We start from the raw sequence: 25,233 nt of genomic DNA, 5'->3' as shown, positions 1-25,233 counted from the left end.
AGTGGTCTTCGCGCTCGTTCAGCCCGCCGCCTGCGCGGGCCTCGCCCTCGGATTCGTCGTGGCGCTCGCGTTGCGTGTCGTCGCACAATCCTTTGTGCTGCGTTTCCTGTTCGGGAGACCCCGCGCCGGTGGCTGGCCGCCGCGACCGGATCGGGACGTCAACGTCCTCGGTGTACTCGCGGCGTTGTTGACGGGGACGGGATTCGGGACGACGGGAGCGGAACCTCCGGCGACGGGCCAGTGGGGGAGGAGGACCGCCGTCGTCATCGCCGGTCCATTGTCGGCGGTACTGGTGGCCCAGATCCTGCTCGCGGCCTTCGTGACGGCCCACCCCGACCAGCGGGCCACCGACACCTACCGGCCATCCGATGTCCTGCATGGCATCCCGCCGTCCATCGGAGTGGCGGCGCAGCTGTGGTTCTCCTCCGCCGTCGCGCTCCTGTGCTTCGGTCTGATCGCCGCGCTGCCGATCCCGCCTTGCGATGGCTGGGCGGTCCTGGCCGTGGCCGAGCTGGCGCCGTCGACGTTGAGCCTGTGGCTGTCGGACCGGCGATGGGGATCGTGGCTGTTGCTCATCGGTCTGACGGTTCCGTTGGGGGAGCGGCCCGCACTGTATGTCCTGCTCGACTCACTCGGAGCGCCGCTGATCCGGGTGTGGTCGGGCGCATTACCCTGTCGGGGTGATTGACCGCATTCTACGAACTGGCCGCCGCGTTGAGTGGTGACGTGACGACGGCCGACGCGGCACCGGCGACGAGAGCGGTCCGCGAACCGGGAGCCGGGGCGGGCACACGGGACGGAACGGAATCGACGGGGCGTTTCCAGGTTCGACTGGACAACTTCACCGGGCCGTTCGATCTGTTGCTTCAGCTGATCGGGAAGCACAAGCTCGACGTGACCGAGGTCGCGTTGCATCGCGTGACCGACGAGTTCATCGCCTACACGAAGTCCTTCGGCGACGACTGGGATCTCGACGAGGCCAGCGAGTTCCTGTTGATCGCCGCGACCCTGCTCGATCTGAAGGCCGCGCGACTGCTGCCCTCCGCCGACGTCGAGGACGAGGAGGACCTCGCGTTGCTGGAGGCGCGCGATCTGCTGTTCGCGCGACTGTTGCAGTACAAGGCTTTCAAGGAAGCCTCGACGCACATCGACATGCTCGCCCAGCGGGCCGCGTTGCGCTTCCCTCGTATGGTGTCGTTGGAGCCTCGGTATCAGCACGCCCTGCCGGAGTTGGTGTTGAACATCGGCGCCGACCAACTGGCGCGTCTCGCGGCGGCGGCCTTGACGCCGAAGCCTCCGCCGACCGTGGGGGTCGATCACGTGCACATGGTGCGCGTCAGTGTGCGCGAGCACGCGATCATCCTGCAGCGGCGGTTGCGCCGGGTCGGTTCGTCGACGTTCCGCGCGCTCACGAGCGACTGCGAGTCGACGCTGGAGGTCGTGGCGCGGTTCCTCGCTCTGCTGGAGCTGTACAGGGAGGGCCAGGTCGGCTTCGACCAGGTGCAGGCGCTCGGGGAGTTGACGGTGCGGTGGGTCGCGGGCGAGGAGACAAGTGACATCGACGTAGACGAATACGCCGGTGTGGTTGACGAGGAGACCGGGGACGACGTCGATTCGCCGGACCCAATGCCGACCGGCGCGCACCCTGACGGCGAACCGGATGACGGCGACGACGAGGAGGACCAGGGGTGATGGAACCCACGCCAGGTGGAGTGAGCGACGGGGACGCTGGGACGCACGACCGTGTGGACACGGCGCCCCTGACCGCCGGTGTCGAGCCGGCCACCTCGTCCGACGTCGAGGCGAGCGCGCCCGCGACGGACGAGACCCGCGATGCCATGAGGCTCAACACGATCGAGACGGACGACGGTGACGCCGCCGCGGCGACCGGGGACTCGACCGCGTCCGGCCCGGACGACGGGCCCGTCCCCGTCCCCGCGTCGTTGGCGGCCGAGGTCGCCGGCTGGACGCCGCCGTGGCAGCGCGCGACGCGGGCGGACAGCCCCGATGACGAGCCGGTCGACGTCGACGAGGCGAGACGCCAACGTCCCGACGTCGCTTCGTCTGCCACAGCGGAGTCAGTCAGCGCGCCGGCTGCGCCCGCCGCGCCCAAACCCCGGGCGCCTGAACCGGAACCCCCGCTGTTCGCGGAGGATCTGGCGGGGACCTTGGAGGCGATACTCCTGGTCTGCGAGGAACCCGTTTCGGAGCTCGTGCTCGCCCAGGCCCTGGGTCGACCTGAGACCGAGGTCACCGAGGCGCTGCGAACCTTGGCGGCTCAGTACACCGGGGACAATCGGGGCTTCGACCTTCGGCGGCAGGCGGGTGGCTGGCGCTATTACACTCGCGAGGAGTTCGCGCCCTTCGTGGAGCGCTTCGTGCTCGATGGCCAGCAGGTGCGGCTGACCAAAGCGGCGTTGGAGACGCTGTCGGTGGTGGCGTACAAGCAGCCGGTGACCCGAGGTCGAATTTCGGCCATCCGAGGCGTCAACTGTGACGGGGTCATCAGGACGCTCACCATGCGCGGGCTGATCGAGGAATGCGGTTCCGATCCCGATTCGGGTGCTCACCTGTATCGGACGACGTCGCTGTTCCTGGAGAAACTCGGCTTGAACTCGATCGCGGAACTGCCGCCGTTGGCTCCGTTCCTTCCCGACGACATAACACAGATAGGTGAATCCAGTGAGAACTGATCATGACGGTATCCGGCTCCAGAAGGTGCTGGCCGGCGCCGGCGTGGGGTCACGGCGCGTGTGCGAGGACCTCATCGCGGCCGGCCGGGTGACGGTCGATGGTCAGAAGGCGGTGTTGGGGCGGCGGGTCGACCCGTCGTCCGCCGTCATTCACGTCGACGGCGAACGGGTCATCACCGATGTCCGTATCGTCCACTATGTGTTGAACAAGCCCCGCGGCATTGTGTCCACGATGGATGACGAGCAGGGGAGGCGCAATCTCACCGAGTTCACCACTGGAATCAACGAGCGCGTGTTCCACGTCGGCCGCCTCGACACCGATTCCGAGGGTTTGCTGCTGTTGACCAATGACGGTGAGCTGGGGCACCGCCTCGCGCACCCGTCATATGAGATCTCCAAGACGTACCGCTGCCAGGTGACCGGCTACGCCGGGCCCGCCATTGCGCGGCGGCTCGCCGGTGGCATCGAACTGGAGGACGGACCGGTCACCGTCGACTCGTTCAAGGTCATCGACGAGGCCGGCGACCAGACGCTCGTCGAGGTCGTCGTCCACGAGGGCCGCAAACACGTGGTGCGTCGGTTGCTCGCGGAGGTGGGGTTGCCGGTGAACCGGCTCGTCCGCACCGCCATCGGCGATGTCAAGCTCGGCAACCTGAAGCCCGGGACGCTACGTCGGCTCCGGCCGGACGAGATCGCGGCGCTGTACAAGGCAGTGGATCTGTGAGACCGCCCCGGTTGGCGCCTTCTCGGGCGCCAACCGGGAAAGCGCTCATGCTCCTGGGGCGTACGTCCCGATCGACCACATGTTGCCCTCGGGATCCTTCACCGTGAACTCGTGGGAGCCGTAGTCCTGGTCCTTGAGCGGTGACACGATTTCACCCGCGTGAGTCTCGGCCCGGGCGTACGCGGTGTCGACGGCCGCCGCGTCGGGCGCCGTCAGGTACACACTGGACGGACCGATGTCATCCCACAGGCTTCCCGGGGCCTTCTTCGACCCGAGCATGATCATTCCGTTGCCGAACCTCATCTCGGCGTGCATGATCTGCCCCTGGTCATCCTTGTAGACGGCGTGCTCGGTGAAGCCGAGCACCTCGTGCAGCCAAACCATCGCTGCCGGACAATCCCGATACATCAACGATGGGAACACCGTCGGCATTGCGAAACCTCCTCGGTCGAACCCCCTCGCGTGCACACCGACGCGGCGACGGTCATGTCCACCGTCACACGGCACCGGCGTACACGCACAACACGGTTTATTGTGACCGCTGGGTAGGACGAATACGCCCACTCGAACCGATCCGCTGGAGAACCGCATGCGCATCACCGGAAACACCGTGCTCATCACAGGCGCCTCGATGGGCATCGGAGCCGCCACCGCCGCCGAGTTCGCCAAGCACGGAGCGAAGGTCCTCCTCGTCGCCCGCAGCGCGGACAAGCTCGACGCCGTCGCCCGCGCGATCGTCGACGCGGGGGGAGCGGCGTCCGCCCATCCCGCCGACATCTCGACGGTGAACGGCGTCGCGGCGGTGCTGGACGAGATCCGCCGCGACCACGGGACTCCCGACGTCCTCGTCAACAACGCCGGTGCCGGACGTTTCCGTTTCATCGAGGAAACCGACATGACCGAGTTCGCCGAGATGGCCGCCCTTCCGTACCTCGCGGCCGGGTACTTCACCACCGGTCTCATCCCCGACATGCTGCGCCGAGGCAGCGGCCACATCGTCAACGTGAACTCACCCGTCTCCCGAGTCGTCTGGCCGTCCGCCGCCGGATACGCCGCCTCGAGATGGGCCCTGCGCGGTCTCACCGAGGCGCTTCGCGCGGACCTGCGCGGCACCGGCGTCCGCGTCACCGAGGTGATCCCGGGCGAAGTCGCATCCCAATACTTCGTGAACAACCCCGGTTCGACCGAACGCCTCCCGAAGATCGCGAAGCTGCTGCCTCGACTGACTCCCGAACAGGTCGCGACCCGACTCGTCCGAGCGGTCGCCACCAACCGCAAGGAGGTCATCTTCCCGATGCTGTTGCGGGCGCTCACGACGACCGCCAGACTCGCACCCGGTATCGTCAACGGCGTCGTCCGCGCCGGCGGAGCACGCCGCGCCTAGACATTGCTCCGTAGCCCGGCAGGGGTGGCCAACGGCATCGGCGGATCTGTTACCCGGGGCCGATCGACGCGCGGGAGCCTTCCGTCTCGCCGACCGGCGCTCGTCGTCCCGCCGCGCACGAGCGGAGACGACGGGACAACCTCCAGATCGACCAGGGGTCACGAGGGTCACGCCTCATTGCCGCCGCCCGAACTGTGAACGGCCCCGCGGCGGCAGGCATCATTGAGGTGGTGCACGAGACAACAACGAGGAGACCCAGCGTGTCACAACCAACCCCGTTCCGCGGTGTCATCGCGATCGACGGCCCCTCCGGCTCCGGCAAGTCGAGCGTCTCCCGCCGTCTGGCCACCGAACTCGGGCTGCGCTGCCTCGACACCGGATCCATGTACCGCGCCGCGACACTCGCCGTACTGCGATCCGGAGTCGGGCTCACCGACGCCGCGACGATCCTGAAGGTCGTCGAAGGCGCCACCCTTGAGTTCGGTACCACCCCCAACGACCGTTACTCCCTTGTCGATGGAGACAACGTCGACGTTGAGATCCGCGGCCCCGAAGTGACCGCCGCCGTCTCCGCAGTGTCCGGGGTGCCCGAGGTCCGCGCGATCCTCATCTCCATGCAACGCGACATCATCGCCAAGGCGAACGGCATCGTCGTCGAAGGCCGCGACATCGGCGAGGTCGTCGCCCCCGACGCTGACCTCAAGGTCTACCTCACCGCCGACCCGAACGAACGCGCCCGCCGACGCAGCATGCAGGCCGGTGCCGACCTCGCCGCGACCGCCGCCGACCTCACCCGGCGCGACAACGCCGACGCCAAGACCACCCGCCCGCACGACGCCGCACCCGGCGCCGTCGTGCTGGACACCACTCATCTCGACCTCGACCAGGTCATAACCGCACTACACGAACTCATCGCACACAAGGGAACCGAATGACCCAGGATTCGACCACGCCGTCCGACTTCGCGACGCCCGAGACAACCGAGCCGACTCCGGTCGTCGCGGTCGTCGGCCGTCCCAACGTCGGCAAATCGACGCTGGTCAACAGGCTCATCGGTCGCCGGCAAGCCGTCGTGGAGGACACTCCCGGCGTCACCCGTGACCGCATCGCCTACGACGCGCAGTGGAACGGCCGCCGTTTCACCGTCGTCGACACGGGGGGCTGGGAACCGGACGCCGAGGGCCGGGCTGCCGCGATCGCCGCGCAAGCCGAAGCCGCGATGGCGACCGCCGACGTCATCATGCTCGTCGTGGACGCGCTCGTCGGAGCCACCGACGTCGACGAGGCCGCCGCCCGAGTGTTGCACCGAGCGAAGAAACCGGTCATCGTCGTCGCCAACAAGGTCGACGACGCCCGCGCGGAGTCCGATGTGTCCGCACTGTGGTCACTCGGGCTCGGCGAGCCCTTCCCGGTGTCGGCCCTGCACGGGCGGGGCTCCGGCGACCTGCTGGACGTCCTCCTCGCGAAGATGCCGACGATGCCGTCCGCCGATCAACGACTCGAGAACGGTCCCCGCCGCGTCGCTCTCGTCGGCCGACCCAACGTCGGCAAGTCCAGCCTGCTCAACCAGCTGGCCAAAGAGGACAGAGTCGTCGTCGACTCGGTCGCCGGCACCACCGTCGACCCCGTCGACAGCCTCATCGAACTCGACGGCGAGACGTGGCAGTTCGTCGACACCGCCGGTCTGCGCAAGCGCGTCAAGCAGGCGTCCGGCACCGAGTACTACGCCTCCCTGCGAACCCAGTCCGCGGTCGAGGCGGCCGAGGTCGCCGTCGTCCTCCTCGACTCCAGCGAGCCCATCAGCGAACAGGACCAGCGCGTCATCAGCCAAGCCGTCGACGCCGGCCGCGCGCTCGTCATCGCGTTCAACAAGTGGGACCTCGTCGACGAGGACCGGCGGTACTACCTCGACCGCGAGATCGACCGGGAACTGAAGCGAATCACCTGGGCCCAACGCGTCAACATCTCCGCGATGACGGGCCGGGCCGTCACCAAGCTCGCCCCCGCGATCCGAACCGCGCTCGCGGGCTGGGAACAGCGTGTTCCGACGGGCGAGTTGAACCAGTGGATCTCGGCGCTCATTGCCGCGCGGCCGCACCCCGTCCGCGCGGGTAAGGCACCCCGCGTGCTGTTCATGACGCAGGCCGGTATCCGGCCGCCGAAGTTCGTCCTGTTCACCTCGGGGCGGCTCGACCCGCAGTACGTCCGCTTCATCGAACGTCGACTCCGTGAGGACTTCGGTTTCACGGGTTCCCCGATCGCGATGACGGTCAAGGCTCGCGAACGCCGAGGCAAGCCGGGAGGTCGTACGCCGTCGCGATGATGGGCGGGGTCGATATCGGCTCGACCGTGAGCCTGCGCTAGAGTTACCGTTGTTCATCGGGTTAAACCGATGAACAACGTGTTGTCGCGGGCTGTAGCGCAGCTTGGTAGCGCACTTGACTGGGGGTCAAGGGGTCGCAGGTTCAAATCCTGTCAGCCCGACAACGTTTTCCCAGGCCAGAGGCATCATGCCTCTGGCCTGAACCACATCCAGATCAATTCTCGTCCATGATTCGTCCGTGGGACGGCACGTCAGCGCCTGGCATTTGTCGCCCAGAGCCGACATTGCAAGTGGCTGCGGCTTGTCGATGATCATCACCGGCATGAGGTCCATTGACATTCGCGGCGGTGGCGAGCCGTCCGGATCAGGTTCGTCATTGTTGCGAGAGTTCTCCCGGCAGGATGCGGATGAGGGTCGCAGGGGGGTACTGCCATTACGCACCGAACCTGGAGATCATCAGGATCCTCGCGAGTGTTCGGTGCGTCCCTGGTGGACGCAGACGAATTCCATGCTGGAGTTGTTCGATGTGTGGATCCAGGCGGGGGATTCCATGCCGGGTTGGCGCCGAGGGCGGCGGAGAGTTCGTCTCCCGGGCCGACGAAGACTGGGGAAGCGGAACACCGAGGTCGTGAGTGAGGCAGTTCCTGATCGCGTTGGGACTGTGCTGGTGTTGACGGCCCGCGCTCCGAGATGCTTTGTGGTGCGGGTCTTCTCTCTCGGCCGTGGCACCTCTCCGGGCCGTGTTGCCAAACCTGATTCGACGCCTCTGGAGTGAGGCTGGGAGCAGTCTCGTGTGATGTGATCTCGGATGAGGCGTGGGCTGTGATCGGGTCGCTTCGCGGCGGCCAGAGGCGTTGGTCACCTGGTTTCACGCGTCCGTCGCGGACCGATGGGCTCGTGCGCCGCAGGGTGATGCCGATCTACCGGTCGATCCGGGGCAAAGGCGTTTCTGTCACGCCATCAGGGTGAAGTTCAATGAGGGATGACCGACGCTGGTGTAGGAGATGAGGCTGTACATCGTGAATGGTCGCCACTGGTTGGGCGGTGCGCCAATCCCACAAGCTCGTGACGGTGCCATCGTAGACGGCGAGCAGATCAGCGCATCGGAAGAGCCGACCGACTGGCCAGTCGAACCCCTCCGGGCGGCCGGTGGTAGGGACTCGAAGAGCTGTCGGGCCAGGTGAGGCTGAGCTCGCCTGATGTGGTGCGTCCACATCGAGGATGAAGACTGCACCTTCACTTTGGGCGATGACAGGATCCGCCGGATGTTTGGCAAACCGCTCATCGTCGACCGGGAGCGGCCCTCGTCTGCACCACAGCGCTACATGCGAGTCGTCAAGCCACACGCATGGCATGGTCCACTCGTCCCCGAACCCCATGACGGCGGCGAGGTCATTCTCCAGGTAGTCATCTTCCGGCTGGTACACCGCGCCGTCCAGCCAGGCGGCCAAGTCAATCAGGTACTGGGCGGCTGCCGGTTGCCATACCCACCCGTCACAGAAAAGGTACCGCCCCTGGGGACTGGCATGGATCGCGCCATAGAAGTAGTCAAGGTAATGCGACGACTCGTCAGCCTCGGCAGGATCTCCCGGCCGGCGAGTGGTCAGACATTGGCCCGACGGCAACGCCGTCGCATCGATCCGGTTCCAGTCAGTGCGGTGGACCAGGACAGTGCCATGCGAGGGGTGCCGAACAAAGACCACCGATGCCGGCACCGTTTCGACGCAGTAGTCGCCTGCGTCAAGTCGCATCACCGTGTCACCTGTCGACAGATCCACAACAACGCCGGCCGTTCCGAAATCCTCTACTACAGCGGCGAACCGTTCATCGGTGTCAATGTGGAGTCGCCACTGGTCTCCTGCGAGCAGGGGTTGTCCGATACTGGCGAACCGGGTCGCCTCGCCGGTGTCCAGGTTCAGTCCTGAGAGGACTCCGTCGGCGTCGAGGGCCAACAGATCACCGCATTCGGCGTCGATCTCGACCGCGTCGACCAGAGGGGAGCCGGGCCAGCGGAACCGGCGACCGTCAGCAGCGGCATTGTTCTCGATCTGGAAATCCATGAACCGATCCAACCCCCCACCACAAACGCCACACACCGATGGCCCCCCGCCGACCCGAACCAACGACGACGACCCCGCTCGTCCTCCCCGACGCCACCGTCACAACCGCATACCGCATAGGAGAAGTGGTGTCGCTCCACCCGATCCTCCCCGAATTCGTCCATTCCCCGACCACTGGTGGCTCAAGGACCCACCACACTGGAGACGCTGGATCGCTCGTCGAGTGCGTATCGAGCGGGAGCCTAATCTGTCAGGCGTTTTGCCCGTACGGAGTCGGTCGTCGGATTCAGGCTGATTGCGCGTCTTTCGCAGTACTCCGAACAGCCCAGACGTTAAGGACGAGGGTGTCCGCGTTCTGCGGGACTCCTCACACGGATTCATCCGATGTGGAATGAATCGCGGGCTCGTATCTTTGGCGGATGGCCAACGCCGAGGCCGACACGAACGAGAGTTCAAGGCCTGATGTCGGAAGAGGAACGAGACCTTCGCCTGGGCTTATCGGACTCTTACCAGCGGAACGAGCACAATCGGTTCACCGACTGGTCACCATCCCAGGCGTGGCGTGCCACGGTTTACGCGCGAGTCCAAGACCGTTTCATGCGCCTTCGGTGCCCAGTCGCTCTGCCGACTGGAGCAGGTACTCGGGCAACTTTGAATCGGCCGCCAACACTTCGATGCCGATGAGGCGACCCTGCTCGTCGAAGTCGAGGTTGATCATGCCGTCCACGTCCACAGGGTCGCAGGCGTACATACTCGCGGAGTGCACTTTGGCCTGGGGTTCGGTGAAGCACACGTACGCTGCGTTCACGGACTTGTCATAGGTGACTTTGACCTCTGTCACGGTGAACTGGCTCTCTCGGGTAGTTGATGTCGCTATTCCTCGTTCGCGCTGTAACGGCCTCGCCGGTCTCAGACCTGCGAAGGTCAAGACGGCATTGGTTGCGGGCTCCGTCGCGACCCTCCACAGGCTGACACGCCAGCACTTCAGGCGATGATGCGTCGGAGTACTCCTCCCACAGTAAGCGCGCGGGCCACGCCGCGCCTGTGGGCGGCCCACACCGTAAGCTCGCGAGCATGCCGGTCTCGTCGTCGCCCACACCGCAGATCCGCACGGTGGTGTTCGTCGAGGGGGAGAGCGACCGGGCGGCCATCGAGACGATCGCCGCGCGGCGCGGCATGAACCTCGCGTCGTTCGGCGCCAAGATCGAGCCCCTAGGTGGGATCACGAATCTGAAGAAGCGGCTCCTCGCGTTCGGAGAGGGAATGCGAGTGTGCGGCCTCTACGACGCGGGCGAGACGCACGTCGTCGTGGGCGCGCTACGGGCCACGGGCCTCGAGGGCACGGATCCGGCCGATCATGGGTTCTTCGCCTGCGCCCGGGACCTCGAAGACGAGTTCATCCGCGCCCTCGGTCCGGCCGCGGTGCAGGACGTGATCGCCGCGGCGGGGGAGGCGCGGTTGTTCCGAACCCTTCAGGGACAGCCGGACCATCGCGGCGTGGACATCGGGGCGCAGCTCAGGCGCTTCCTGGGGACGAAGGCGGGGCGCAAGGAGCGGTACGGGACCCTCCTGGCCGAGGCCGTGCCGCTTGACGCCGTGCCCGCGCCGATCGACCGGTTGCTGGGGTGGACCCACCCGGAGGGCTGGCCCGGCGCCCATCGCCGATGACCGGGCGCCGCCTGACCCGTGACGAACTCGCGCGATTCCGCGGCTGACCGACCCCGCCGCGCTCAATGACGTGCTCTCCCTTCACACGGCACTACGGCCTGTTCGCGACCGTCGCATTCTCCCAGTCCCGTTCCCCGACCTGCGTCGTGCGCCTCTCGTATGGACGAAGATCCGTCGCGGCACCCGCGGTCTCGGCTAGCCCACATTTGAGTGCCGAGGTTCCCGGACGGCCCTCGCGCACTGCTGCTGCGGGCCGAACCCCGGTGGTCACCCCGAGCGCTTCGGCGACGAGGACTCGCTGCGTCATGTGTGGGAGCCGCCGAAGAAGTTGGTCGAGGCGGAGGTGTCACGCTCGTCGCGGTGTCGGTCAGTCGGTCAGTCGGTCAGTCGGTCAGTCGGTTCGGCGGGAGCGGGCCAGCGCCAATCCACCGAGGACGGTGGCCGCCAGTCCGATGACGAGTGCCACGTACGCGCCGCCGCGCCCGTTGCCGGTGCCGATTCCCGCGTCGGAGGTGACCACGACCAGGCCTCCCAGGGCCAAACCGAGCACTCCGGCGAACGTGCCCGTGTACGCGCCGAGCGTTCCGGTCGCTGTTCCGACGCGACTCGCGGGGCGAACCAGGGCGAGCGCGCCGACGACAATGCCGACCAGTCCGAGCAACGCGGCGGCGAGGGCGCCGACCCGTCCGGGGCTCAGATCGGCAAAGCCGACCGCGGCGATTATCAGACCTTGTGCTGTGTTCATTTCTTCTCTTCCCTGCGTGCGTTTCGGGGTGTGAATGTCGTTCGATCCTGTCTCCGGGAACGCCGAGTTTCGTCCTACCTGCGGTGGCGTTTCGTGGTGCCGCAGGTGGTGTACCTGCCTGCCGTCAATGCCGCAGGTGCCGGGGATGTACCGCAGGCGCGGTAGCCGGGACTCAACCTTCGGCAGGATTCGTCGGCAGCGCCGTGGAGTTATGGTGCGCGAATGAGCACACGTCAGTCGGTCGTTCCCGTTGGAGTCGTGGACTGGGCCATCACCGTCGGTGTGACGGTGACACTGCTACTGGTGGGACTGTCCAATGACTACCCGGAAGCGGGCCTCGGGCTGACCGGCCACGTGTTGCTGGCCGCAAGCGGGCTGGCGCTGGCCGCGCGTCGCCGCGCTCCGGTCCTCGTCCTGGTCGTCACCGGACTGTGCGCCGTTGGCTATCAAGCGGCGGGTTTCGACGTGCCCGCCGTCGCGTACCTGTTCGCGGTGTACGCCGCAGTGCGGGCCGGTCGCCATGTCGTCGCGGTGGTGGGGTCGGTGGCCGTGTTGGCCGCGCTTCCCTTGGCCGCCTTGGTATCGCCACATGGTTGGGCAGCCGGGGAGGCGGTTGAGGAGGCCCGGGGCGCTCTCGAGATCGCCTGGCTGGTCGCCGCCGGCGCGGCGGGTGAGGCGTTGCGGCAGGCCGAGCGGCGTGCGGACGAAGCCGAGCGCACCCGAGAGGAGACCGCGCGTCGCCGCGCCGACGAGGAGCGGCTGCACATCGCGCGGGAACTGCACGATTCGCTCACCCACCAGATCTCGGTCATCAAGGTGCAGGCCGAGGCCGCCGTCCACGTGGCCCACAAACGGGGCGAACACGTGCCGGAAGCACTCTTGGCGATTCGGGAGGCCAGCCGCGAGGCGACCCGGGAACTGCGGGCGACTCTCGAGGCCTTGCGCGATGACGACAAGTCCCCTCCGCGTGGACTCGACGACGTTCCGGAGCTGGTGAAGCGTGCCAACACGAGCGGTCTGGACGCGAGGTTGAGCGTTCAGGGCACACGTCGCGAGATATCGGCGGCGGTTGGCCGGACGGCCTACCGGATCGTCCAGGAGTCCCTCACCAACATCAACCGACACGCCGCCGGCGCCGCGGCATCGGTTTTGATCGACTACCGTCCGGACGCTTTGACGATTCGGGTCGATGACGACGGTGTGGCCACGTCGGACACCAATCCGGTGCCCGGTGTCGGATTGCTCGGGATGCGCGAGCGAGTCACGGCTCTCGGCGGAAGCCTGCACGCGCGACGGCGCGACGGCGGCGGCTTCACCGTCCACGCCGAACTGCCGGCGGGGCCGACGACATGATCCGAGTTCTGCTCGTCGACGATCAGGCGCTCCTGCGCAGCGGATTCCGTGCCCTCCTTGACATCGAAGACGACATCGAGGTGGTGGCGGAGGCCGCCGACGGCCAGGAGGGTCTGGCGTTGGCCAAGAAGTACCTGCCTGACGTCGCGCTCATCGACATCCAGATGCCGGTGATCGACGGCATCGAGACGACCCGGCTCATCGCCGCCGACCCAGATCTGACCCAGGTACGTGTTGTCATCTTGACCAACTACGGCTTCGACGAGTACATCTTCAACGCGCTGCGAGCAGGAGCCACCGGATTTCTCGTCAAGGACATCGTTCCCGAAGACCTCGTCCACGCCGTACGTGTCGCCGCGCGCGGCGACGCCCTGCTCGCGCCGTCCATCACCCGCCAACTCATCAGCCGGTATGTCACTCGACCGCCCGACCCTTTGCCCGGCACGGCATTGGCCGAACTGACCAACCGCGAGCGCGAGGCGGTCACACTCGTCGCGCACGGTCTTTCCAACGACCACATCGCCGAGCGCATGGGCATCAGCCCGATGACCGCGAAGACCCACATCAACCGAGCCATGGCCAAACTTCATGCCCGCGACCGCGCCCAAGTCGTCGTCTACGCCTACGAATCCGGCCTGGTGACGCCGGGTTCCTCATGACGCCAACGGATCCATACTGGATGTTCCCGCTGCGGCACTGCGATGGTGATCGAACGGCCGGGGAGCAAAGGGCCTGATCGCTCACGTGTCCACGTTCCAAGTTGGACGACGGGAACACCGGCTACAAGGAAGTCGGCGTGTGATCCGCATCCGGAGTTCCTCGTCAACGCGGAGTAGCTTCCGGAGTAGTTGGAGATTGTCGCGGCGAGGTCCGTTCCGTTTGGGTTGTTCGGTGCCACTCGAAGCCAGTTGGTCGGCAGCGCGCGTCTTCCCTGGAACGTGGTTGGTCGACTCCGATCGACGGGTAGTCGACATCGCCCGAGCCGATGTCGTCTGCGGTCACGCAGGCGGCCGTGACCATGATGGGCTTGTTGCTAGCCTGGGTGCGTGACTATGGAATCGAATATCGAAACAGTTGAGCGTCTGATTGCCGCGTCACCCGAGTCGATTTTCTCGTTGCTGGCCGATCCTCGGCGCCATCGTGACTTCGATGGTTCGGGAAGTGTTCGCGAAGCCAAGTCACATACGGATCGACTGATCCTGGGGAGCCGATTCGGCATGTCGATGCGCGCCGGTCTGCCGTATTCGATGGTCAACACCGTGGTCGAGTTTCAAGAGAACCGGCTCATCGCCTGGCAGACTCACGCCCCCGGCGTGCTGAAGAAGGTGATCGGCGGCCGGATCTGGCGGTATGAGCTGGAGCCGGTGGAAGGTGGGACGCTGGTGCGTGAGAGCTGGGACATCTCGCGAGAGTCCGGATTGACCAAATCGGCCGTGCGAAAGATGGCCACCGTGACGCGGAAGAACATGACGGCGACGCTCGCCAGGATCGAGCAGGTCGTCACGGGCTGACCGATCCCGTCGCTCAGGCAGGTGGACCGGCTTGATGCTGCGCGCTTGGCTCGCGCCCAACAGCCGCGTATCTCATGAACGACCATAATGGTCATGAATGCACCCTTCCTTCACTACGTCCTCGTTCTGCGTCGGACGATCTCTATGCGTTTGCCGCATCGCCACTTCTGTTGGCACTCAGCAGGTCCACAGTCGAAAGCGTTCGGACGCCATTCAAGGACATCGATAGCTAGTGGTAGCCGACTTCACGGCTGCTTCACGCTGACCTGCATAGGATCACGCGCGACGACGTCGGGAGGACTCGGCTGCGCGTACGGTTCGTGATCACCCAAGGCCACCCGTCGCCGTCAGGCATCTACGCATTGACATGCGTATTTCTGGTTCGGCGAAGCCCCGTCGGGCCGTCGCAGCACCTCGCAGCCCAAGGAGGCGCCCATGCGTCGCATCGTGAGAGCCGGACTGGTTCTCCTTCTCTCCACACTGGCGATCGTGATCCCGGCAAGTCCCGCCCATGCCGATGCCACCGTCACCGTTTCGGTTCCGAGCGGCCTTCCCTTGAACGTCCGCTCGACACCGAGCGTCAGCGCGTCCGTCGTCGGCAGTCTCGCCAACGGCAGTCGTGTGACGATCTCGTGCTACGCCCACGGTGACACCGTCGACGGCATCGGCGGCCTCACGAACATCTGGAACAAGCTCCCCGCCGGAGGGTGGGTCAGCGACGGCTTCCTGGAGACCGGTTCGAACGGCCCCGTCGTGCCGGCGTGTTCGTCCGGCGGAGCTCCGTTCAAACTGCCCTACCGAGCGGGAACCGCTCACACGATCACTCAGACACCCGGAAGCGGCTTCTCCCACAACGACGATTACAACCGGCACGCCGTCGACTTCGCGATGCCCACGGGCACGCCGATCGTGGCCTCTGCCGCAGGGACCGTCTACTTCGAAGGTTGGACGAACGGTGGAGGCATCATGGCGCTCATCGACCACGGCAACAACCGATGCAGCCAGTACGCCCACCTCAACTCCACGATCATCAACACCGGACAGCATGTCGCCCAAGGGCAGCAGATCGGAACATCCGGTGCCACGGGAAACGTGACCGGCCCGCACCTGCACTGGAACATCGTCTACTGCAACAGCCACATCAGCCGCGAGATACCGAACTCCGTCGAACGTGGGACGAGCTACCCGACCGGCCTCGCCCCCGTCAGTCGCAACGGCTGATAATAGACCATAGTGGAACTCCACTGTAGCTTTTGGAGGGAATCGACCATGTCATTTCGTAGCGGCGGACGCCGTCTCCGTGTCATCACGGTCATCGCGGCGGCAGCCGTCGCATTCGGGCTCGGCACTTCTACCGCGACAGCCGAACCCACGCCGGTTGTGTCGAGCCACGAAGCCAACGCCGAACGGCTCGGCATCCAATGCACCGTTCCTCCGAATCATGATCCGGCCATCATTCGGCAGCTCTACTCCATCGGGCAGAGCCGCGGCGTCACCAGCAAGGTCATGCTCGCGATGTTCGAGGCAGGTTGGGTCGAGTCGCACATGCAGAACCTCAACTGCGGTGACCGCGACTCGCTCGGCGTGTTCCAGCAGCGCCCCAGCCAAGGCTGGTGCACCCCGGCATCGCTGTGCCTGGACGTCGCCCACGCCACCAACAAGTTCCTCGACCAGGCGATCCCCAACGACCGCAACAACCCCGGCTACACGGCCGGACGACTGGCGCAGAGCGTCCAACGCTCAGCGTACCCCGAGCGATACGACCAGGCCGAGAGCAAGGCTCGCGCGCTGATCGCCGAGGCCAGCGGAGGGACCCCACCGCCGGGACAGTCGTGGCCGACAATCCGGGTCGGCAGCACCGGTGCCGACGTGACCGCCGGGCAGTACCTCCTGAGCGCGAGAGGTCACGCGACGACGGCCGACGGACAGTTCGGTCCCGCCACCAACACCTCGGTCAAGGCGTTCCAATCCTCCAAGGGCTTGGCAGTCGACGGTGTCGTCGGGCCACAGACGTGGTCCGCCCTGATCGTCACCGTGTCGCAAGGATCGAACGGCAGCGCGGTGAAGGCCGTGCAGACACAGCTCAACCACCTCGGTGCGTCACTCGCCGTCGACGGGGACTTCGGCAGCCTGACCACCACGGCCGTTCGGAACTTCCAGCGACAAGCGGGTCTCACGGTCGACGGCGTCGTCGGCCCACAGACCTGGCGCGCACTCCTGTCCCGCTGATCGCCACTGTCGACCCGCCCGGGCCGGGGATNNCGTCCGGGCCGTTGCGGCCTGTGCTGAGCATTCGCCCCGCCGTCCGACCAGTGACGATGATCCGGATGCGAACGGCCACTCGGTCGATGTTCTCACCCCAGAAGCGCTACACAGTCGCAAGGATGCATCTGTCTCCTGGCTCGAACCGGGCACCGTGGACTATCGATAGTGGATTTGGGACCGGCATGGACTTTCAATCGGCGCCAACGGTTTCAGTCGGATGCGTCTCATCATTCGCACCGACATGGAGGAAGGTGCGGGGCGCCATTTCGAACACTGTGGACTTACTGTCCGGGGTCCATGGTCGTTCGAACGTTTCTCCAAGGCGGAAGCCTTGGCATCGTCTTCGCGGGTTGCGGCGAGTTCCTGGTCGGGGTTTACCTTCTGAGCTCCCGCGGACCCAGATCGTTGGCAAAGACTCCGGGGGTTGGATCGGAGACCGAAGCCGAGGCCGTCAAGCTGATTTCACGAGCCTAGGGGGCGGAGGCAGTCGGAGGCAGCCGCGGCGTGGGGATCTCGTTCGGCACTCTGTTGTGGACGCTCTGATGCATGTGGAGCCGTGGTTGACATCCTGGCAGGACGCTCTGCTGCATTTGCCGCTCGGTTGATGGTGAGAACCCTGACCATCAAAGGCTTCACACTCGTCCACTTTGATTCTGGTGAATCCGTCTGTGGGGTGCGTGGAGCACCGGGGTCGTGGCGCCATTGGCGACGATCGCGAGACGGCCATGTTCGGGCCGAGCGCGTCCTCTGTGGCCATAACTCATAAGACTGTCTAATTGGACGATCACCGATCCGGTTGAGTCGTGGCGGTTCGGCGTTCGCGGGCGGCCTTTGGGTGTCGTTTCGACCGCGCCGACGCGCTGGCGACCGAACGCTGGTCGGTCTGACTTAACAGATGATCACTTTGAGTTGATCTTGAAACACTGAAAGTCACTCGTTTGGGTGATTTCTATCTGTATGGGCGATTGATACCGTTATCGGCGGCTTACCCAACTATGCGAATGGACGGTGGGATGCAGTGACGGTGACAGGACCGCCTGAACCCGGAACGCAGAACGACGAGAATCCACAACTGGCACTGGGCACGGCCGCGGCGCGAAACCTCGCGACCACGACCAAGTCCGTGCCCCAGATGCAGGCGATATCCTCACGATGGCTGCTGCGCAAGCTGCCATGGGTGCAGGTGTCCGGCGGGACGTACCGCGTCAACCGCCGACTGAGCTACCTCGTGGGCGACGGATTGGTGACCTTCACCAACGTCGGCTCCGACATCGACGTCGTACCGGCCGAGCTGCGTGAGCTGGCGCTGCTGCGTGACGTCGAGGACCCCGAGACGCTCGGCGCCATCGCCGAGCGGTTCACCCAGCACGAGTTCGAACCCGACCAAGTCATCGTCGAGTCCGGTTCACGGTGCGACAACGTGTACCTGATCGCACGCGGCAAGGTCAGCAAACTCGCGGAGGGCGCCTACGGCGGCACCGTCCAGACTGGGGTGCTCGCCGACGGCGAGTTCTTCGGCGAGAGTGCGCTCATCGACCCGGACGGCACCTGGGAGTTCACCGCCAAGGCGATGACCAGCGTGACGGTGCTCGAACTGCCTCGACGGGCATTCGAGGAACTGGTGGATCGGTCCGACGCGCTGAGCGCGGCGGTCGAGAATGCCAAGGATCGGATTCGCCAGCCGCAGAACCGAAAGGGCGAAGCGGAGATCGCGATCTCGTCGGGGCACGTCGGCGAACCGGTCCTCCCCGGAACCTACGTCGACTACGACACGGCGCCGCGAGAGTACGAGCTCAGCGTCGCGCAGACCGTCCTCCGGGTCCACAGCAGGGTGGCGGACCTGTTCAACGACCCGATGAACCAGCTCGAGCAGCAGCTGCGACTGACCGTCGAGGCGTTGCGCGAGCGGCAGGAGAACCAGCTGGTCAACAACCGCGAGTTCGGTTTGCTGCACAACGCGGATCTCAAGCAGCGCATCAACACGCGGACCGGCCCGCCGACTCCCGACGACTTCGACGAGCTGCTCAGCATGCGTCGTCGTACGAAGTTCTTCCTCGCACATCCCAAGGCGATCGCCGCCTTCTCCCGGGAATGCACCGCGCGCGGCATCTACCCGACACCGGTCGAAGTGGACGGAAGTCATGTCCCGGCGTGGCGCGGGGTACCGATCTACCCGTGCGGAAAGCTGCCGATTTCCGACCGCAACACGACGTCGATCCTCGCCATGCGCACCGGCGAAGAGGACCAGGGCGTCATCGGCCTCCACCAGACCGGAATCCCGGACGAATACCAGCCGAGTTTGAACGTGCGGTTCATGGGCGTCAGCGAGCAGGCGATCATGTCCTACCTCGTCAGCGTCTACTTCTCCGCAGCGGTGCTGGTCCCGGACGCACTCGGTGTGCTGGACGCCGTCGAGCTGTCGAACTGACGGTAATGGCTATCGACGACGCGGCCGCGCTCACCGCAATACTGCTCGCCGACACCTCGTCCGCACCCAGCGTCGACCTGGCGAAGGTCATCGAAGAGACGGGGCGGCCGCCGCTGGCCTCGGCCGTACGTGGATTCATCGGCGGCATCGGCACTTCCGCACTGCGATTCCCCGCGCTCCTGGCCGAGCCGGAGACCACGAAGGACGGAGAGTCCGGCGACGACATGCCGGAACTGTTCTGTCCCGGTCCGTTGCGGGACGATCCGGCGCTGGGCAAGGAGGTCAACGACCGGCTGGTCGCCTGGGCCGAGGAGGTGGGCATCTATCCGGGGCGGCTGGATCGACTGCGGTCCTGCGACTTCGGTCGGCTGATCATGCTCACCCACCCGGCCACTGACGACCCGGATAGGCTGCTCGCCGCGGCAAAGTGCGTGGTGGCCGAATGGGCGGCCGACGACTACTACGTCGACGAGGTGGATCTCGGGGCTGATCCACGCGTGGTCGGATCACGGTTGGCATTGCTGCACGCGGTGGTCGACCCGGCGCCGCTGCTGGAGCCGTATTCGTCGCAATTGGACGAATTCCGGGAGGTCGAACCGATCGCCAAGGCCTTCCGCAGCGCCATGCGGCACCTGGTTCGATACACGTCGACGGCGCAGCTCGCGCGGTTCCAGCACCAGATGTCGATCTTGTTCGTGGCATGGAATCAGGAAGCCGACTGGAACGCGAACCGCCGGACGCCGCCGGTGTGGGAGTACCTGGTTCAGAGGCATCTGAACAGTTACCTGCCACCGATGATCCTCGTCGACGTCCTGGCCGGCTACGAGCTGTCGTCGACGGAGTTCTACGACCCGAGGGTCCGTCGCGCGTTCACCATGGCCGGTGCCGCCAACGTGCTGCTGAACGACCTGTACTCGGCCGACTTCGAATCCGAGAACGATTACAACCTTCCGCGCGTGATCGCGGCCGAAGAGGGCTGCTCGCACAAGGAGGCGCTCAAACGCACCGTGGAGATCCACAATGAACTGATGCGGACGTTCGTGGCCGAAGCCGCCGCGTTGTCCGCAGTGGGTACTCCGACCCTGCGGAGATTCTTCGCAGACACATGGGCGTGGCTGGGCGGCAGTCGTGAATGGCATGCGACGACCGCCCGCTATCGCAACGAAGCAACAACCGAAGGGAAACAACAATGACCACCTCGACCAAGCCTCTCGTCCTGCGCAGCGACTACCAGAGGTCGGTCGCCGACTACTGGAACAACGAGCAGGACCCGGTGAACCTGCGGCTGGGTGACGTCGACGGCCTGTACCACCACCACTACGGCCTCGGTGACTACGACCCGAGCGTGTTGACCAGAGGGGACGACGCGGTCATCGCGGAGATGCACCGCCTGGAGACCGCGCAGGCGAACGTGCTGCTCGACCAGTTCGGTGACGTCGGACCTCAGGACAAACTGCTCGACGCCGGTTGTGGCCGCGGCGGCTCGAGCATCATGGCCAACGCCCGGTTCGGTTGCCAGGTGGACGGAGTGACGATCTCCGAGACGCAGGCGGCGTTCGCCAATGAGCAGGCGCGGCTGCGCGGCGTGGACGATTCAGTGCGGTACCACTTCCGCAACATGCTGGACACCGGCTTCGAAACCGGCTCGCGACGCGGCATCTGGAACAACGAGTCGACGATGTACGTCAACCTGTACGACCTTTTCGCCGAGCACGGCAGGCAGCTCGCGCGCGGTGGTCGGTACGTGTGCATCACCGGCTGCTCCAACGACGTCACCGGAGGTCGGTCGAAGGCGGTCAGCAAGATCGACGAGCACTACACCTGCAACATTCACCCGCGCAGCGACTACTTCGGGGCGCTCGCGGCGAACAACCTGGTCCCGATCAGCGTCGTCGACCTGACCGCGTCGACGATTCCGTACTGGGAGTTGCGGGCGAAGTCGTCGGTGGCCACGGGCATCGAGGAGGCCTTCCTGACCGCGTACCGGGAGGGGAGCTTCCACTACCTGATGATCGTCGCGGACCGGGTATGAGCTGGAACGGCGGCGCTCAGCGTCTCGACGCGACGGCGGTCGAAGAGGTCGTCCTCCTTGACTCGGACGGGGGTCGAATCGGGACCGCCGACAAGTCGACCGTCCATCATCGAGACACACCGCTTCATCTGGCGTTCTCCGCGTATGTCTTCAACTCGCGCAGGGAGTTGTTGTTGACCCGGCGGGCCGCGACGAAGCGGACCTGGCCGAATGTCTGGACGAACAGCTGCTGCGGCCATCCACTGCCGGGTGAACCGCTCCCGTCCGCAGTCGCCAGGCGGTTGGGTGACGAGTTGGGGTTGACCGCGACGGCGATCGACCTGGTGCTTCCCCGGTTCCGATACCGTGCCGAGATGTCGAACGGTGTCGTGGAGAACGAGCTGTGCCCGGTGTACCGGGTGCGGACCGAGATGGAACCGACACCGCGACTCGACGAGGTGTCCGAGACGCGATGGATTCACTGGGACGACTTCGTCGGTGCCGTGTTCTCCGACGAGTTCACCGTCTCGCCATGGTGTGCCGAACAAATGCGGGCGCTCACCGAGTTGGCGGGTGGTCCCGACGACTGGCAGGTGGCCGCTCAGGCGGAACTGCCGCCCGCCGCCCGCTTGACCAGCGAGTGACGAACAGTCGAGATTAGACACAGCACGCATTCCCACGCCAGGGGTACTCCCCCTGGCGTGGGGCTCGCATTGGCGGCTCCGGTGGCGGTGGCTGTTTCGACGGCCCGGGCCCCTACGCTTCGCGGCGTCAGACGTCGGTACCGATCGTGGAACCGCCGCACTACCACGGAGATCAATCCACTGTGCTATGTCTGAATCCTGGCGGTCTCCGAGCAAGCAGTCACAAAACCGTGGGTAAACGAGCGCTTGCTCGGCCGAAACGTGGCTCAGGATCGTGGGCCGGCGGCCTGGGATCTGGCGCGGAGTGTGTCCACGCCGGGGCCGGTGAGGTCGTCGCAGTACGTCTCGCGGCCCGCCATGGCCATGACGAGCGCGATCGTCGGGCCGCTCACCTGTGGTCCCACGCCGGTGGAGAACGGGCCGTCGACGGCTTCGAGGTGAAGGCCGTGGATCGCCTTCTTGCTGGCGACGGTGAAGTTGGTCCGGGCGAGGAACCGGGCCAGATGCGTGGTCATGACGATGGGCGGCGTGTACGCGATTCCCAGCGGGCGAAGGATGTCCTGACTGTGCACGACGACTTCACCCAACCACGCCTCGGACGGCCCGAACGGGGAGGTCGTGCTCGTGAGGATGTTGTGGAACTTCGCCAGCGTCTCCGCGGGTGTGGCACCTCGTTGCTCGACCATGCGGCGGGCGTTGTGCTCGTCGAAGTCGAACCGGGCACGGATGACACTGCCCATCCATCGCAGCGGGCCCGATGACGCGGCGGCCGTGAGGTGAGCGACGACCTGCTCCACGGACCAGTCGCCGCACAGCGAAGGCTGTGCCCACTGCGCGTCGGTCAGGGAGTCGAGGCGGTTGGCCAAGGCGACTCGTTCGGTCTGGGTGGCGGCACGGACGTCGAATGGGTTCCTGCGTGAGGGATCGCTCGATCTGGCCATCAGCCCAGTGTGCCAGCACCCACCGACGGAACCGCCGAGTCCGCGAAGTACGGCGGCCGAGACCCCAGGCCTGACCGCCCCGGGAAGTCGAGTGTCGCCGGTCGTGGTTCGGGCTCGACATTCCGCCCCCGCATTCGCTTATGGATCCGGCGGAAGGTTTGCGGTGGAAAGGTACTGTGCGGCGGCATCGTTGTCGTCTCGGACGGCCGGATTGAAAGAGACCTTCTCGGTGGATGGAACTCGCGTGCTCGGTGGTCGCTATCGTTTGTTGAACCGGCTCGGTGCCGGTGGCATGGGCGAGGTCTGGAAGGCCGACGACACCCTGCTTCATCGTGACGTCGCGATCAAGACGCTCCATCCGAACCTCGCCGCTCAGGACGCGTTCCGCGATCGTTTCCAGCGGGAGGCCAGGACCGTCGCCGCGTTGCGGCATCCCGGCATAGTGGACCTGTTCGACATTTGCGAGGAGCGCTCCCCGGACGGGGTGATGACGTCCTATCTCGTCATGGAGTACGTCTCAGGACGGTCCCTGTCATCGATCCTCGACGAGTTCGCGCCGTTGACGGTCGAGGAGACGTTCAGCGTCATCGGTAGCGTCGCCGAGGCGCTCGCGGCGGCGCACGCGTCGGGTGTCGTTCACCGAGACATCAAGCCGGACAACATTTTGGTCCACCGCGACGGCTCCGCCACGATCGTCGACTTCGGAATCGCTCGAAAGCAAGGGGACGCTTCGTTGACGACGACCGGAGCGGTCATGTGCACGGTCACCTACGCGTCCCCGGAACAGCTTCAGGGGCAAGCGCTCACGGGGGCGTCCGACCTGTACTCCCTGGGCGTGATCGCCTACGAGTGCCTGGCCGGGGCCGCGCCGTTCGACCGATCCAGTCCTGCGGCCGTCATCGCGGGGCACTTGAACGACGCGCCGCCCGCGCTGCCCGGAGGCATCCCGTCCGCCGTGGCCGACCTGGTCGCCAGGGCTCTCGAAAAGGACGCTCGTGATCGTTTTCCGGACGCCTCGGGGTTCGCTCGAGCGTGCGAGTCCGTCCTGGGCCGACGCAGGGATCCCGGTGCGGACTACCGCCGGATCACGGTCCCGCTGCCCGTCACACCAACGGCGATCGCACCGATACCGCAGCCGGTTCCAGTTCCGGGTTCGGCTTCCACTGATGATCGTTCCCGACCGAGGCGCCGCTGGCTCACGTTCGGCCTTGCCGCCGTCGCGGTCGTCGCGGGAACCGCGAGCGCGATCGTGTGGTGGCCGGCCTCGAACGGTGCGGACGCCGACGATGGACGGGATGGGCGGTCGTCGTCCGACGACTCACCCGTTCCCGAGCCGACCGGGGCCGTCGAGCGGCCCGCCGATTCGGTTCTCGTGAACGCGTCCAGTCTGGATTGTCTGCTCCCGATCGACGGGGACGGCAACTCGGTCCTTCACATGGGCCTTTGTGATGGATCCACCGACGAGACGTTCCGGTTCGACCCCGCCGGGGAGCACACGGCGATCGCGTACACCGATCCCGGCACGAGCACGGAATGGTGCGTCATGTGGAATCCTCGGGCGGAAGCCCTCCAGTCCACATTGTGCGAAACGGTCGACGACGCGAATGCCTGGGACTTCACGTTCGTGGGAGTCGAGGACGGTGTGGACGTGTGGCACGTTCGCAGTGTTCGGGATCCCGAGGTCTGCCTGGGCGAGTCCGAAGAGGTCACCGCCGTGTCCTGCGACGTCGACGATCGCGCTCAGCTGTGGCGAACCACCCAGGGAACGTGAACGGGTCTCGTCGTCGGGAAACAAGGTTGACGCGGGAGTCGAACTCGGTCAGCCTCTGTTAGGACACATCGGACGCCTCAGGCGTTCCGTTCGTCGATGAGGAGACGGTATGAACGACCACGCACTGCGGCCGCCGACACCTGAGCGGGTGCACATGGCGATTTCGGAGTTGTGCCGATGGCCGATGTGAAACGGGTGCTCGAAAGGCAGCTGTCGACCTCTTGGGGGCTCCTCGAATACCATCTGCAGCGGCTGCGTGACGACGATCTGTTCCGCGAGCCCGCCGAAACGCACTGGACGATGCGCAAAGTGGATGGAAGGTGGGTCGCCGATTGGGCCGAGGTCGAGCCCGATCCCGTTCCCGCGCCCACGGTCGCGTGGCTGACCTGGCACATTGGCTGGTGGTGGAGCACGGCACTCGCCGACCTGGAACAGCGCGAGATCCCGCGACGTGAGGACGTCGAGTGGCCGGGAGACGCCGCGTCGATCGTCGAGTGGTTCGCGGGCATCCATCGGGCGTGGACGGTTGCCGTGGCGGCCACCGATCGCCTCGATGAGGTTTCCATGTTCCCGTGGCCGGTGGAGGCGGGTTTGACCGTCGCCGACCAGTGCGCCTGGGTGAACGTCGAACTCATGAAGAACGGCGCGGAGATCGGCCAGGCGCTGATTCTTCGCCGGGCCGATCACCAACTCCGATGACCGGGGGCGCCAT

25 protein-coding genes and 1 tRNA gene are annotated in these 25,233 nt (G+C 65.9%); 20 read left to right on the top strand and 6 right to left on the bottom strand.

The features are described 5' to 3' along the window. The first annotated feature begins 1 nt into the window (after window position 1). From ACM9NP_RS01140 to ACM9NP_RS01125, 4 genes are all read left to right on the top strand, one after another. A complete protein-coding gene (locus ACM9NP_RS01140) occupies window positions 2-688 on the top strand; it encodes a hypothetical protein (RefSeq protein WP_415644641.1) in 687 nt (228 codons plus the stop codon). After that, a complete protein-coding gene (locus tag ACM9NP_RS01135; protein ID WP_415644640.1) occupies window positions 685-1,692 on the top strand; it encodes a segregation and condensation protein A in 1,008 nt (335 codons plus the stop codon). Before ACM9NP_RS01140 ends, ACM9NP_RS01135 begins: the two co-directional genes overlap by 4 nt. A gap of 146 nt (window positions 1,693-1,838) precedes the next feature. Continuing rightward, the gene (gene scpB, locus ACM9NP_RS01130; protein WP_415644664.1) at window positions 1,839-2,693 is read left to right on the top strand and encodes an SMC-Scp complex subunit ScpB; all 855 of its coding nucleotides are present in this window, start codon (window positions 1,839-1,841) and stop codon (window positions 2,691-2,693) included. Continuing rightward, entirely contained in the window at window positions 2,683-3,417 is a 735-nt protein-coding gene (locus ACM9NP_RS01125; RefSeq protein WP_415644639.1) for a pseudouridine synthase, read from the top strand. The genes scpB and ACM9NP_RS01125 overlap by 11 nt, the downstream gene beginning before the upstream one ends. A gap of 45 nt (window positions 3,418-3,462) precedes the next feature. On the opposite strand, the gene ACM9NP_RS01120 is transcribed toward ACM9NP_RS01125, so the two are convergent. Then, entirely contained in the window at window positions 3,463-3,849 is a 387-nt protein-coding gene (locus ACM9NP_RS01120) for a VOC family protein (protein ID WP_415644638.1), read from the bottom strand. A 157-nt stretch (window positions 3,850-4,006) separates the two neighbouring features. Here ACM9NP_RS01120 and ACM9NP_RS01115 point away from each other — a divergent pair, with 157 nt between their 5' ends. The 4 genes from ACM9NP_RS01115 (at window position 4,007) to ACM9NP_RS01100 (ending at window position 7,285) form a co-directional block, all read left to right on the top strand. Further along, window positions 4,007-4,801 (top strand): SDR family NAD(P)-dependent oxidoreductase, encoded by a 795-nt coding sequence (locus ACM9NP_RS01115; RefSeq protein ID WP_415644637.1) that lies wholly within the window; start codon window positions 4,007-4,009, stop codon window positions 4,799-4,801. Between the two features lie 260 nt (window positions 4,802-5,061). After that, window positions 5,062-5,736: a (d)CMP kinase gene (gene cmk, locus ACM9NP_RS01110; RefSeq protein WP_415644636.1), complete on the top strand. Its 675-nt coding sequence runs from the start codon at window positions 5,062-5,064 to the stop codon at window positions 5,734-5,736. Next, window positions 5,733-7,124 carry a ribosome biogenesis GTPase Der gene (gene der, locus ACM9NP_RS01105; RefSeq protein WP_415644635.1) on the top strand — a complete coding sequence of 464 codons (1,392 nt, stop codon included), beginning with the start codon at window positions 5,733-5,735 and terminating at the stop codon, window positions 7,122-7,124. The genes cmk and der overlap by 4 nt, the downstream gene beginning before the upstream one ends. A gap of 87 nt (window positions 7,125-7,211) precedes the next feature. Continuing rightward, window positions 7,212-7,285, top strand: a tRNA-Pro gene (locus tag ACM9NP_RS01100). Here ACM9NP_RS01100 and ACM9NP_RS01095 read toward each other — a convergent pair. From ACM9NP_RS01095 to ACM9NP_RS01085, 3 genes are all read right to left on the bottom strand, one after another. Next, window positions 7,251-7,448, bottom strand: a complete 198-nt coding sequence (locus ACM9NP_RS01095) for a hypothetical protein (protein WP_415644634.1) — start codon at window positions 7,446-7,448, stop codon at window positions 7,251-7,253. The two genes, ACM9NP_RS01100 and ACM9NP_RS01095, sit on opposite strands and share 35 nt — an antisense overlap. 596 nt (window positions 7,449-8,044) lie before the next feature. Then, window positions 8,045-9,184 (bottom strand): hypothetical protein, encoded by a 1,140-nt coding sequence (locus tag ACM9NP_RS01090; protein ID WP_415644633.1) that lies wholly within the window; start codon window positions 9,182-9,184, stop codon window positions 8,045-8,047. 595 nt (window positions 9,185-9,779) lie between these two features. Next, window positions 9,780-10,025, bottom strand: a complete 246-nt coding sequence (locus ACM9NP_RS01085; protein WP_415644632.1) for a DUF2283 domain-containing protein — start codon at window positions 10,023-10,025, stop codon at window positions 9,780-9,782. A gap of 233 nt (window positions 10,026-10,258) precedes the next feature. Between ACM9NP_RS01085 and ACM9NP_RS01080 the strand changes: the two genes are divergently transcribed. After that, entirely contained in the window at window positions 10,259-10,852 is a 594-nt protein-coding gene (locus ACM9NP_RS01080) for a TOPRIM nucleotidyl transferase/hydrolase domain-containing protein (protein WP_415644631.1), read from the top strand. A gap of 391 nt (window positions 10,853-11,243) precedes the next feature. On the opposite strand, the gene ACM9NP_RS01075 is transcribed toward ACM9NP_RS01080, so the two are convergent. After that, window positions 11,244-11,597, bottom strand: a complete 354-nt coding sequence (locus tag ACM9NP_RS01075) for a DUF6223 family protein (RefSeq protein ID WP_415644630.1) — start codon at window positions 11,595-11,597, stop codon at window positions 11,244-11,246. A 222-nt stretch (window positions 11,598-11,819) separates the two neighbouring features. Here ACM9NP_RS01075 and ACM9NP_RS01070 point away from each other — a divergent pair, with 222 nt between their 5' ends. The 9 genes from ACM9NP_RS01070 (at window position 11,820) to idi (ending at window position 21,809) form a co-directional block, all read left to right on the top strand. Then, a complete protein-coding gene (locus tag ACM9NP_RS01070; protein WP_415644629.1) occupies window positions 11,820-12,950 on the top strand; it encodes a sensor histidine kinase in 1,131 nt (376 codons plus the stop codon). Continuing rightward, window positions 12,947-13,609, top strand: a complete 663-nt coding sequence (locus ACM9NP_RS01065) for a response regulator (RefSeq protein ID WP_415644628.1) — start codon at window positions 12,947-12,949, stop codon at window positions 13,607-13,609. The genes ACM9NP_RS01070 and ACM9NP_RS01065 overlap by 4 nt, the downstream gene beginning before the upstream one ends. 393 nt (window positions 13,610-14,002) lie before the next feature. Continuing rightward, entirely contained in the window at window positions 14,003-14,461 is a 459-nt protein-coding gene (locus tag ACM9NP_RS01060) for an SRPBCC family protein (RefSeq protein ID WP_415644663.1), read from the top strand. 435 nt (window positions 14,462-14,896) lie between these two features. Next, the gene (locus ACM9NP_RS01055) at window positions 14,897-15,682 is read left to right on the top strand and encodes a peptidoglycan DD-metalloendopeptidase family protein (protein ID WP_415644627.1); all 786 of its coding nucleotides are present in this window, start codon (window positions 14,897-14,899) and stop codon (window positions 15,680-15,682) included. 48 nt (window positions 15,683-15,730) lie between these two features. Then, complete coding sequence (locus ACM9NP_RS01050; RefSeq protein ID WP_415644626.1) at window positions 15,731-16,690, top strand: peptidoglycan-binding domain-containing protein; 960 nt, start codon at window positions 15,731-15,733, stop codon at window positions 16,688-16,690. 1,054 nt (window positions 16,691-17,744) lie between these two features. Continuing rightward, window positions 17,745-19,154, top strand: a complete 1,410-nt coding sequence (locus ACM9NP_RS01045; protein ID WP_415644625.1) for a family 2B encapsulin nanocompartment shell protein — start codon at window positions 17,745-17,747, stop codon at window positions 19,152-19,154. A gap of 5 nt (window positions 19,155-19,159) precedes the next feature. Then, on the top strand, window positions 19,160-20,347 hold the full coding sequence (locus ACM9NP_RS01040) for a family 2 encapsulin nanocompartment cargo protein terpene cyclase (RefSeq protein WP_415644624.1): 1,188 nt from the start codon (window positions 19,160-19,162) through the stop codon (window positions 20,345-20,347). Next, complete coding sequence (locus ACM9NP_RS01035) at window positions 20,344-21,186, top strand: geranyl diphosphate 2-C-methyltransferase (RefSeq protein ID WP_415644623.1); 843 nt, start codon at window positions 20,344-20,346, stop codon at window positions 21,184-21,186. The genes ACM9NP_RS01040 and ACM9NP_RS01035 overlap by 4 nt, the downstream gene beginning before the upstream one ends. Then, on the top strand, window positions 21,183-21,809 hold the full coding sequence (idi, locus tag ACM9NP_RS01030) for an isopentenyl-diphosphate Delta-isomerase (protein WP_415644622.1): 627 nt from the start codon (window positions 21,183-21,185) through the stop codon (window positions 21,807-21,809). Before ACM9NP_RS01035 ends, idi begins: the two co-directional genes overlap by 4 nt. 266 nt (window positions 21,810-22,075) lie before the next feature. Here the strand turns inward: idi and ACM9NP_RS01025 are convergent, their stop codons facing one another. Continuing rightward, complete coding sequence (locus ACM9NP_RS01025) at window positions 22,076-22,750, bottom strand: maleylpyruvate isomerase family mycothiol-dependent enzyme (protein ID WP_415644621.1); 675 nt, start codon at window positions 22,748-22,750, stop codon at window positions 22,076-22,078. 229 nt (window positions 22,751-22,979) lie between these two features. Between ACM9NP_RS01025 and ACM9NP_RS01020 the strand changes: the two genes are divergently transcribed. Both ACM9NP_RS01020 and ACM9NP_RS01015 read left to right on the top strand, forming a co-directional pair. Beyond that, window positions 22,980-24,521 carry a serine/threonine-protein kinase gene (locus tag ACM9NP_RS01020; protein WP_415644620.1) on the top strand — a complete coding sequence of 514 codons (1,542 nt, stop codon included), beginning with the start codon at window positions 22,980-22,982 and terminating at the stop codon, window positions 24,519-24,521. A gap of 177 nt (window positions 24,522-24,698) precedes the next feature. Next, window positions 24,699-25,220, top strand: a complete 522-nt coding sequence (locus ACM9NP_RS01015; protein WP_415644619.1) for a DinB family protein — start codon at window positions 24,699-24,701, stop codon at window positions 25,218-25,220. Window positions 25,221-25,233 lie beyond the last annotated feature (13 nt).

It is taken from the genome of Stackebrandtia soli, assembly GCF_965137155.1.
GTDB lineage: Bacteria > Actinomycetota > Actinomycetes > Mycobacteriales > Micromonosporaceae > Stackebrandtia > Stackebrandtia soli.
This window is presented reverse-complemented; position numbering and strand designations above follow the sequence as displayed.

Coding starts and splice junctions, on each gene's coding strand:
- ACM9NP_RS01040 (WP_415644624.1), top strand. CDS start 19,160: ATGGCTATCGACGACGCGGCCGCGCTCACCGCAATACTGCTCGCCGAC.
- ACM9NP_RS01050 (WP_415644626.1), top strand. CDS start 15,731: ATGTCATTTCGTAGCGGCGGACGCCGTCTCCGTGTCATCACGGTCATC.
- ACM9NP_RS01090 (WP_415644633.1), bottom strand. CDS start 9,184: ATGGATTTCCAGATCGAGAACAATGCCGCTGCTGACGGTCGCCGGTTC.
- ACM9NP_RS01095 (WP_415644634.1), bottom strand. CDS start 7,448: ATGCCGGTGATGATCATCGACAAGCCGCAGCCACTTGCAATGTCGGCT.
- ACM9NP_RS01070 (WP_415644629.1), top strand. CDS start 11,820: ATGAGCACACGTCAGTCGGTCGTTCCCGTTGGAGTCGTGGACTGGGCC.
- ACM9NP_RS01065 (WP_415644628.1), top strand. CDS start 12,947: ATGATCCGAGTTCTGCTCGTCGACGATCAGGCGCTCCTGCGCAGCGGA.
- ACM9NP_RS01080 (WP_415644631.1), top strand. CDS start 10,259: ATGCCGGTCTCGTCGTCGCCCACACCGCAGATCCGCACGGTGGTGTTC.
- scpB (WP_415644664.1), top strand. CDS start 1,839: ATGAGGCTCAACACGATCGAGACGGACGACGGTGACGCCGCCGCGGCG.
- ACM9NP_RS01055 (WP_415644627.1), top strand. CDS start 14,897: ATGCGTCGCATCGTGAGAGCCGGACTGGTTCTCCTTCTCTCCACACTG.
- ACM9NP_RS01075 (WP_415644630.1), bottom strand. CDS start 11,597: ATGAACACAGCACAAGGTCTGATAATCGCCGCGGTCGGCTTTGCCGAT.
- ACM9NP_RS01015 (WP_415644619.1), top strand. CDS start 24,699: ATGGCCGATGTGAAACGGGTGCTCGAAAGGCAGCTGTCGACCTCTTGG.
- der (WP_415644635.1), top strand. CDS start 5,733: ATGACCCAGGATTCGACCACGCCGTCCGACTTCGCGACGCCCGAGACA.
- ACM9NP_RS01115 (WP_415644637.1), top strand. CDS start 4,007: ATGCGCATCACCGGAAACACCGTGCTCATCACAGGCGCCTCGATGGGC.
- ACM9NP_RS01060 (WP_415644663.1), top strand. CDS start 14,003: ATGGAATCGAATATCGAAACAGTTGAGCGTCTGATTGCCGCGTCACCC.
- idi (WP_415644622.1), top strand. CDS start 21,183: ATGAGCTGGAACGGCGGCGCTCAGCGTCTCGACGCGACGGCGGTCGAA.
- ACM9NP_RS01035 (WP_415644623.1), top strand. CDS start 20,344: ATGACCACCTCGACCAAGCCTCTCGTCCTGCGCAGCGACTACCAGAGG.
- ACM9NP_RS01120 (WP_415644638.1), bottom strand. CDS start 3,849: ATGCCGACGGTGTTCCCATCGTTGATGTATCGGGATTGTCCGGCAGCG.
- ACM9NP_RS01025 (WP_415644621.1), bottom strand. CDS start 22,750: ATGGCCAGATCGAGCGATCCCTCACGCAGGAACCCATTCGACGTCCGT.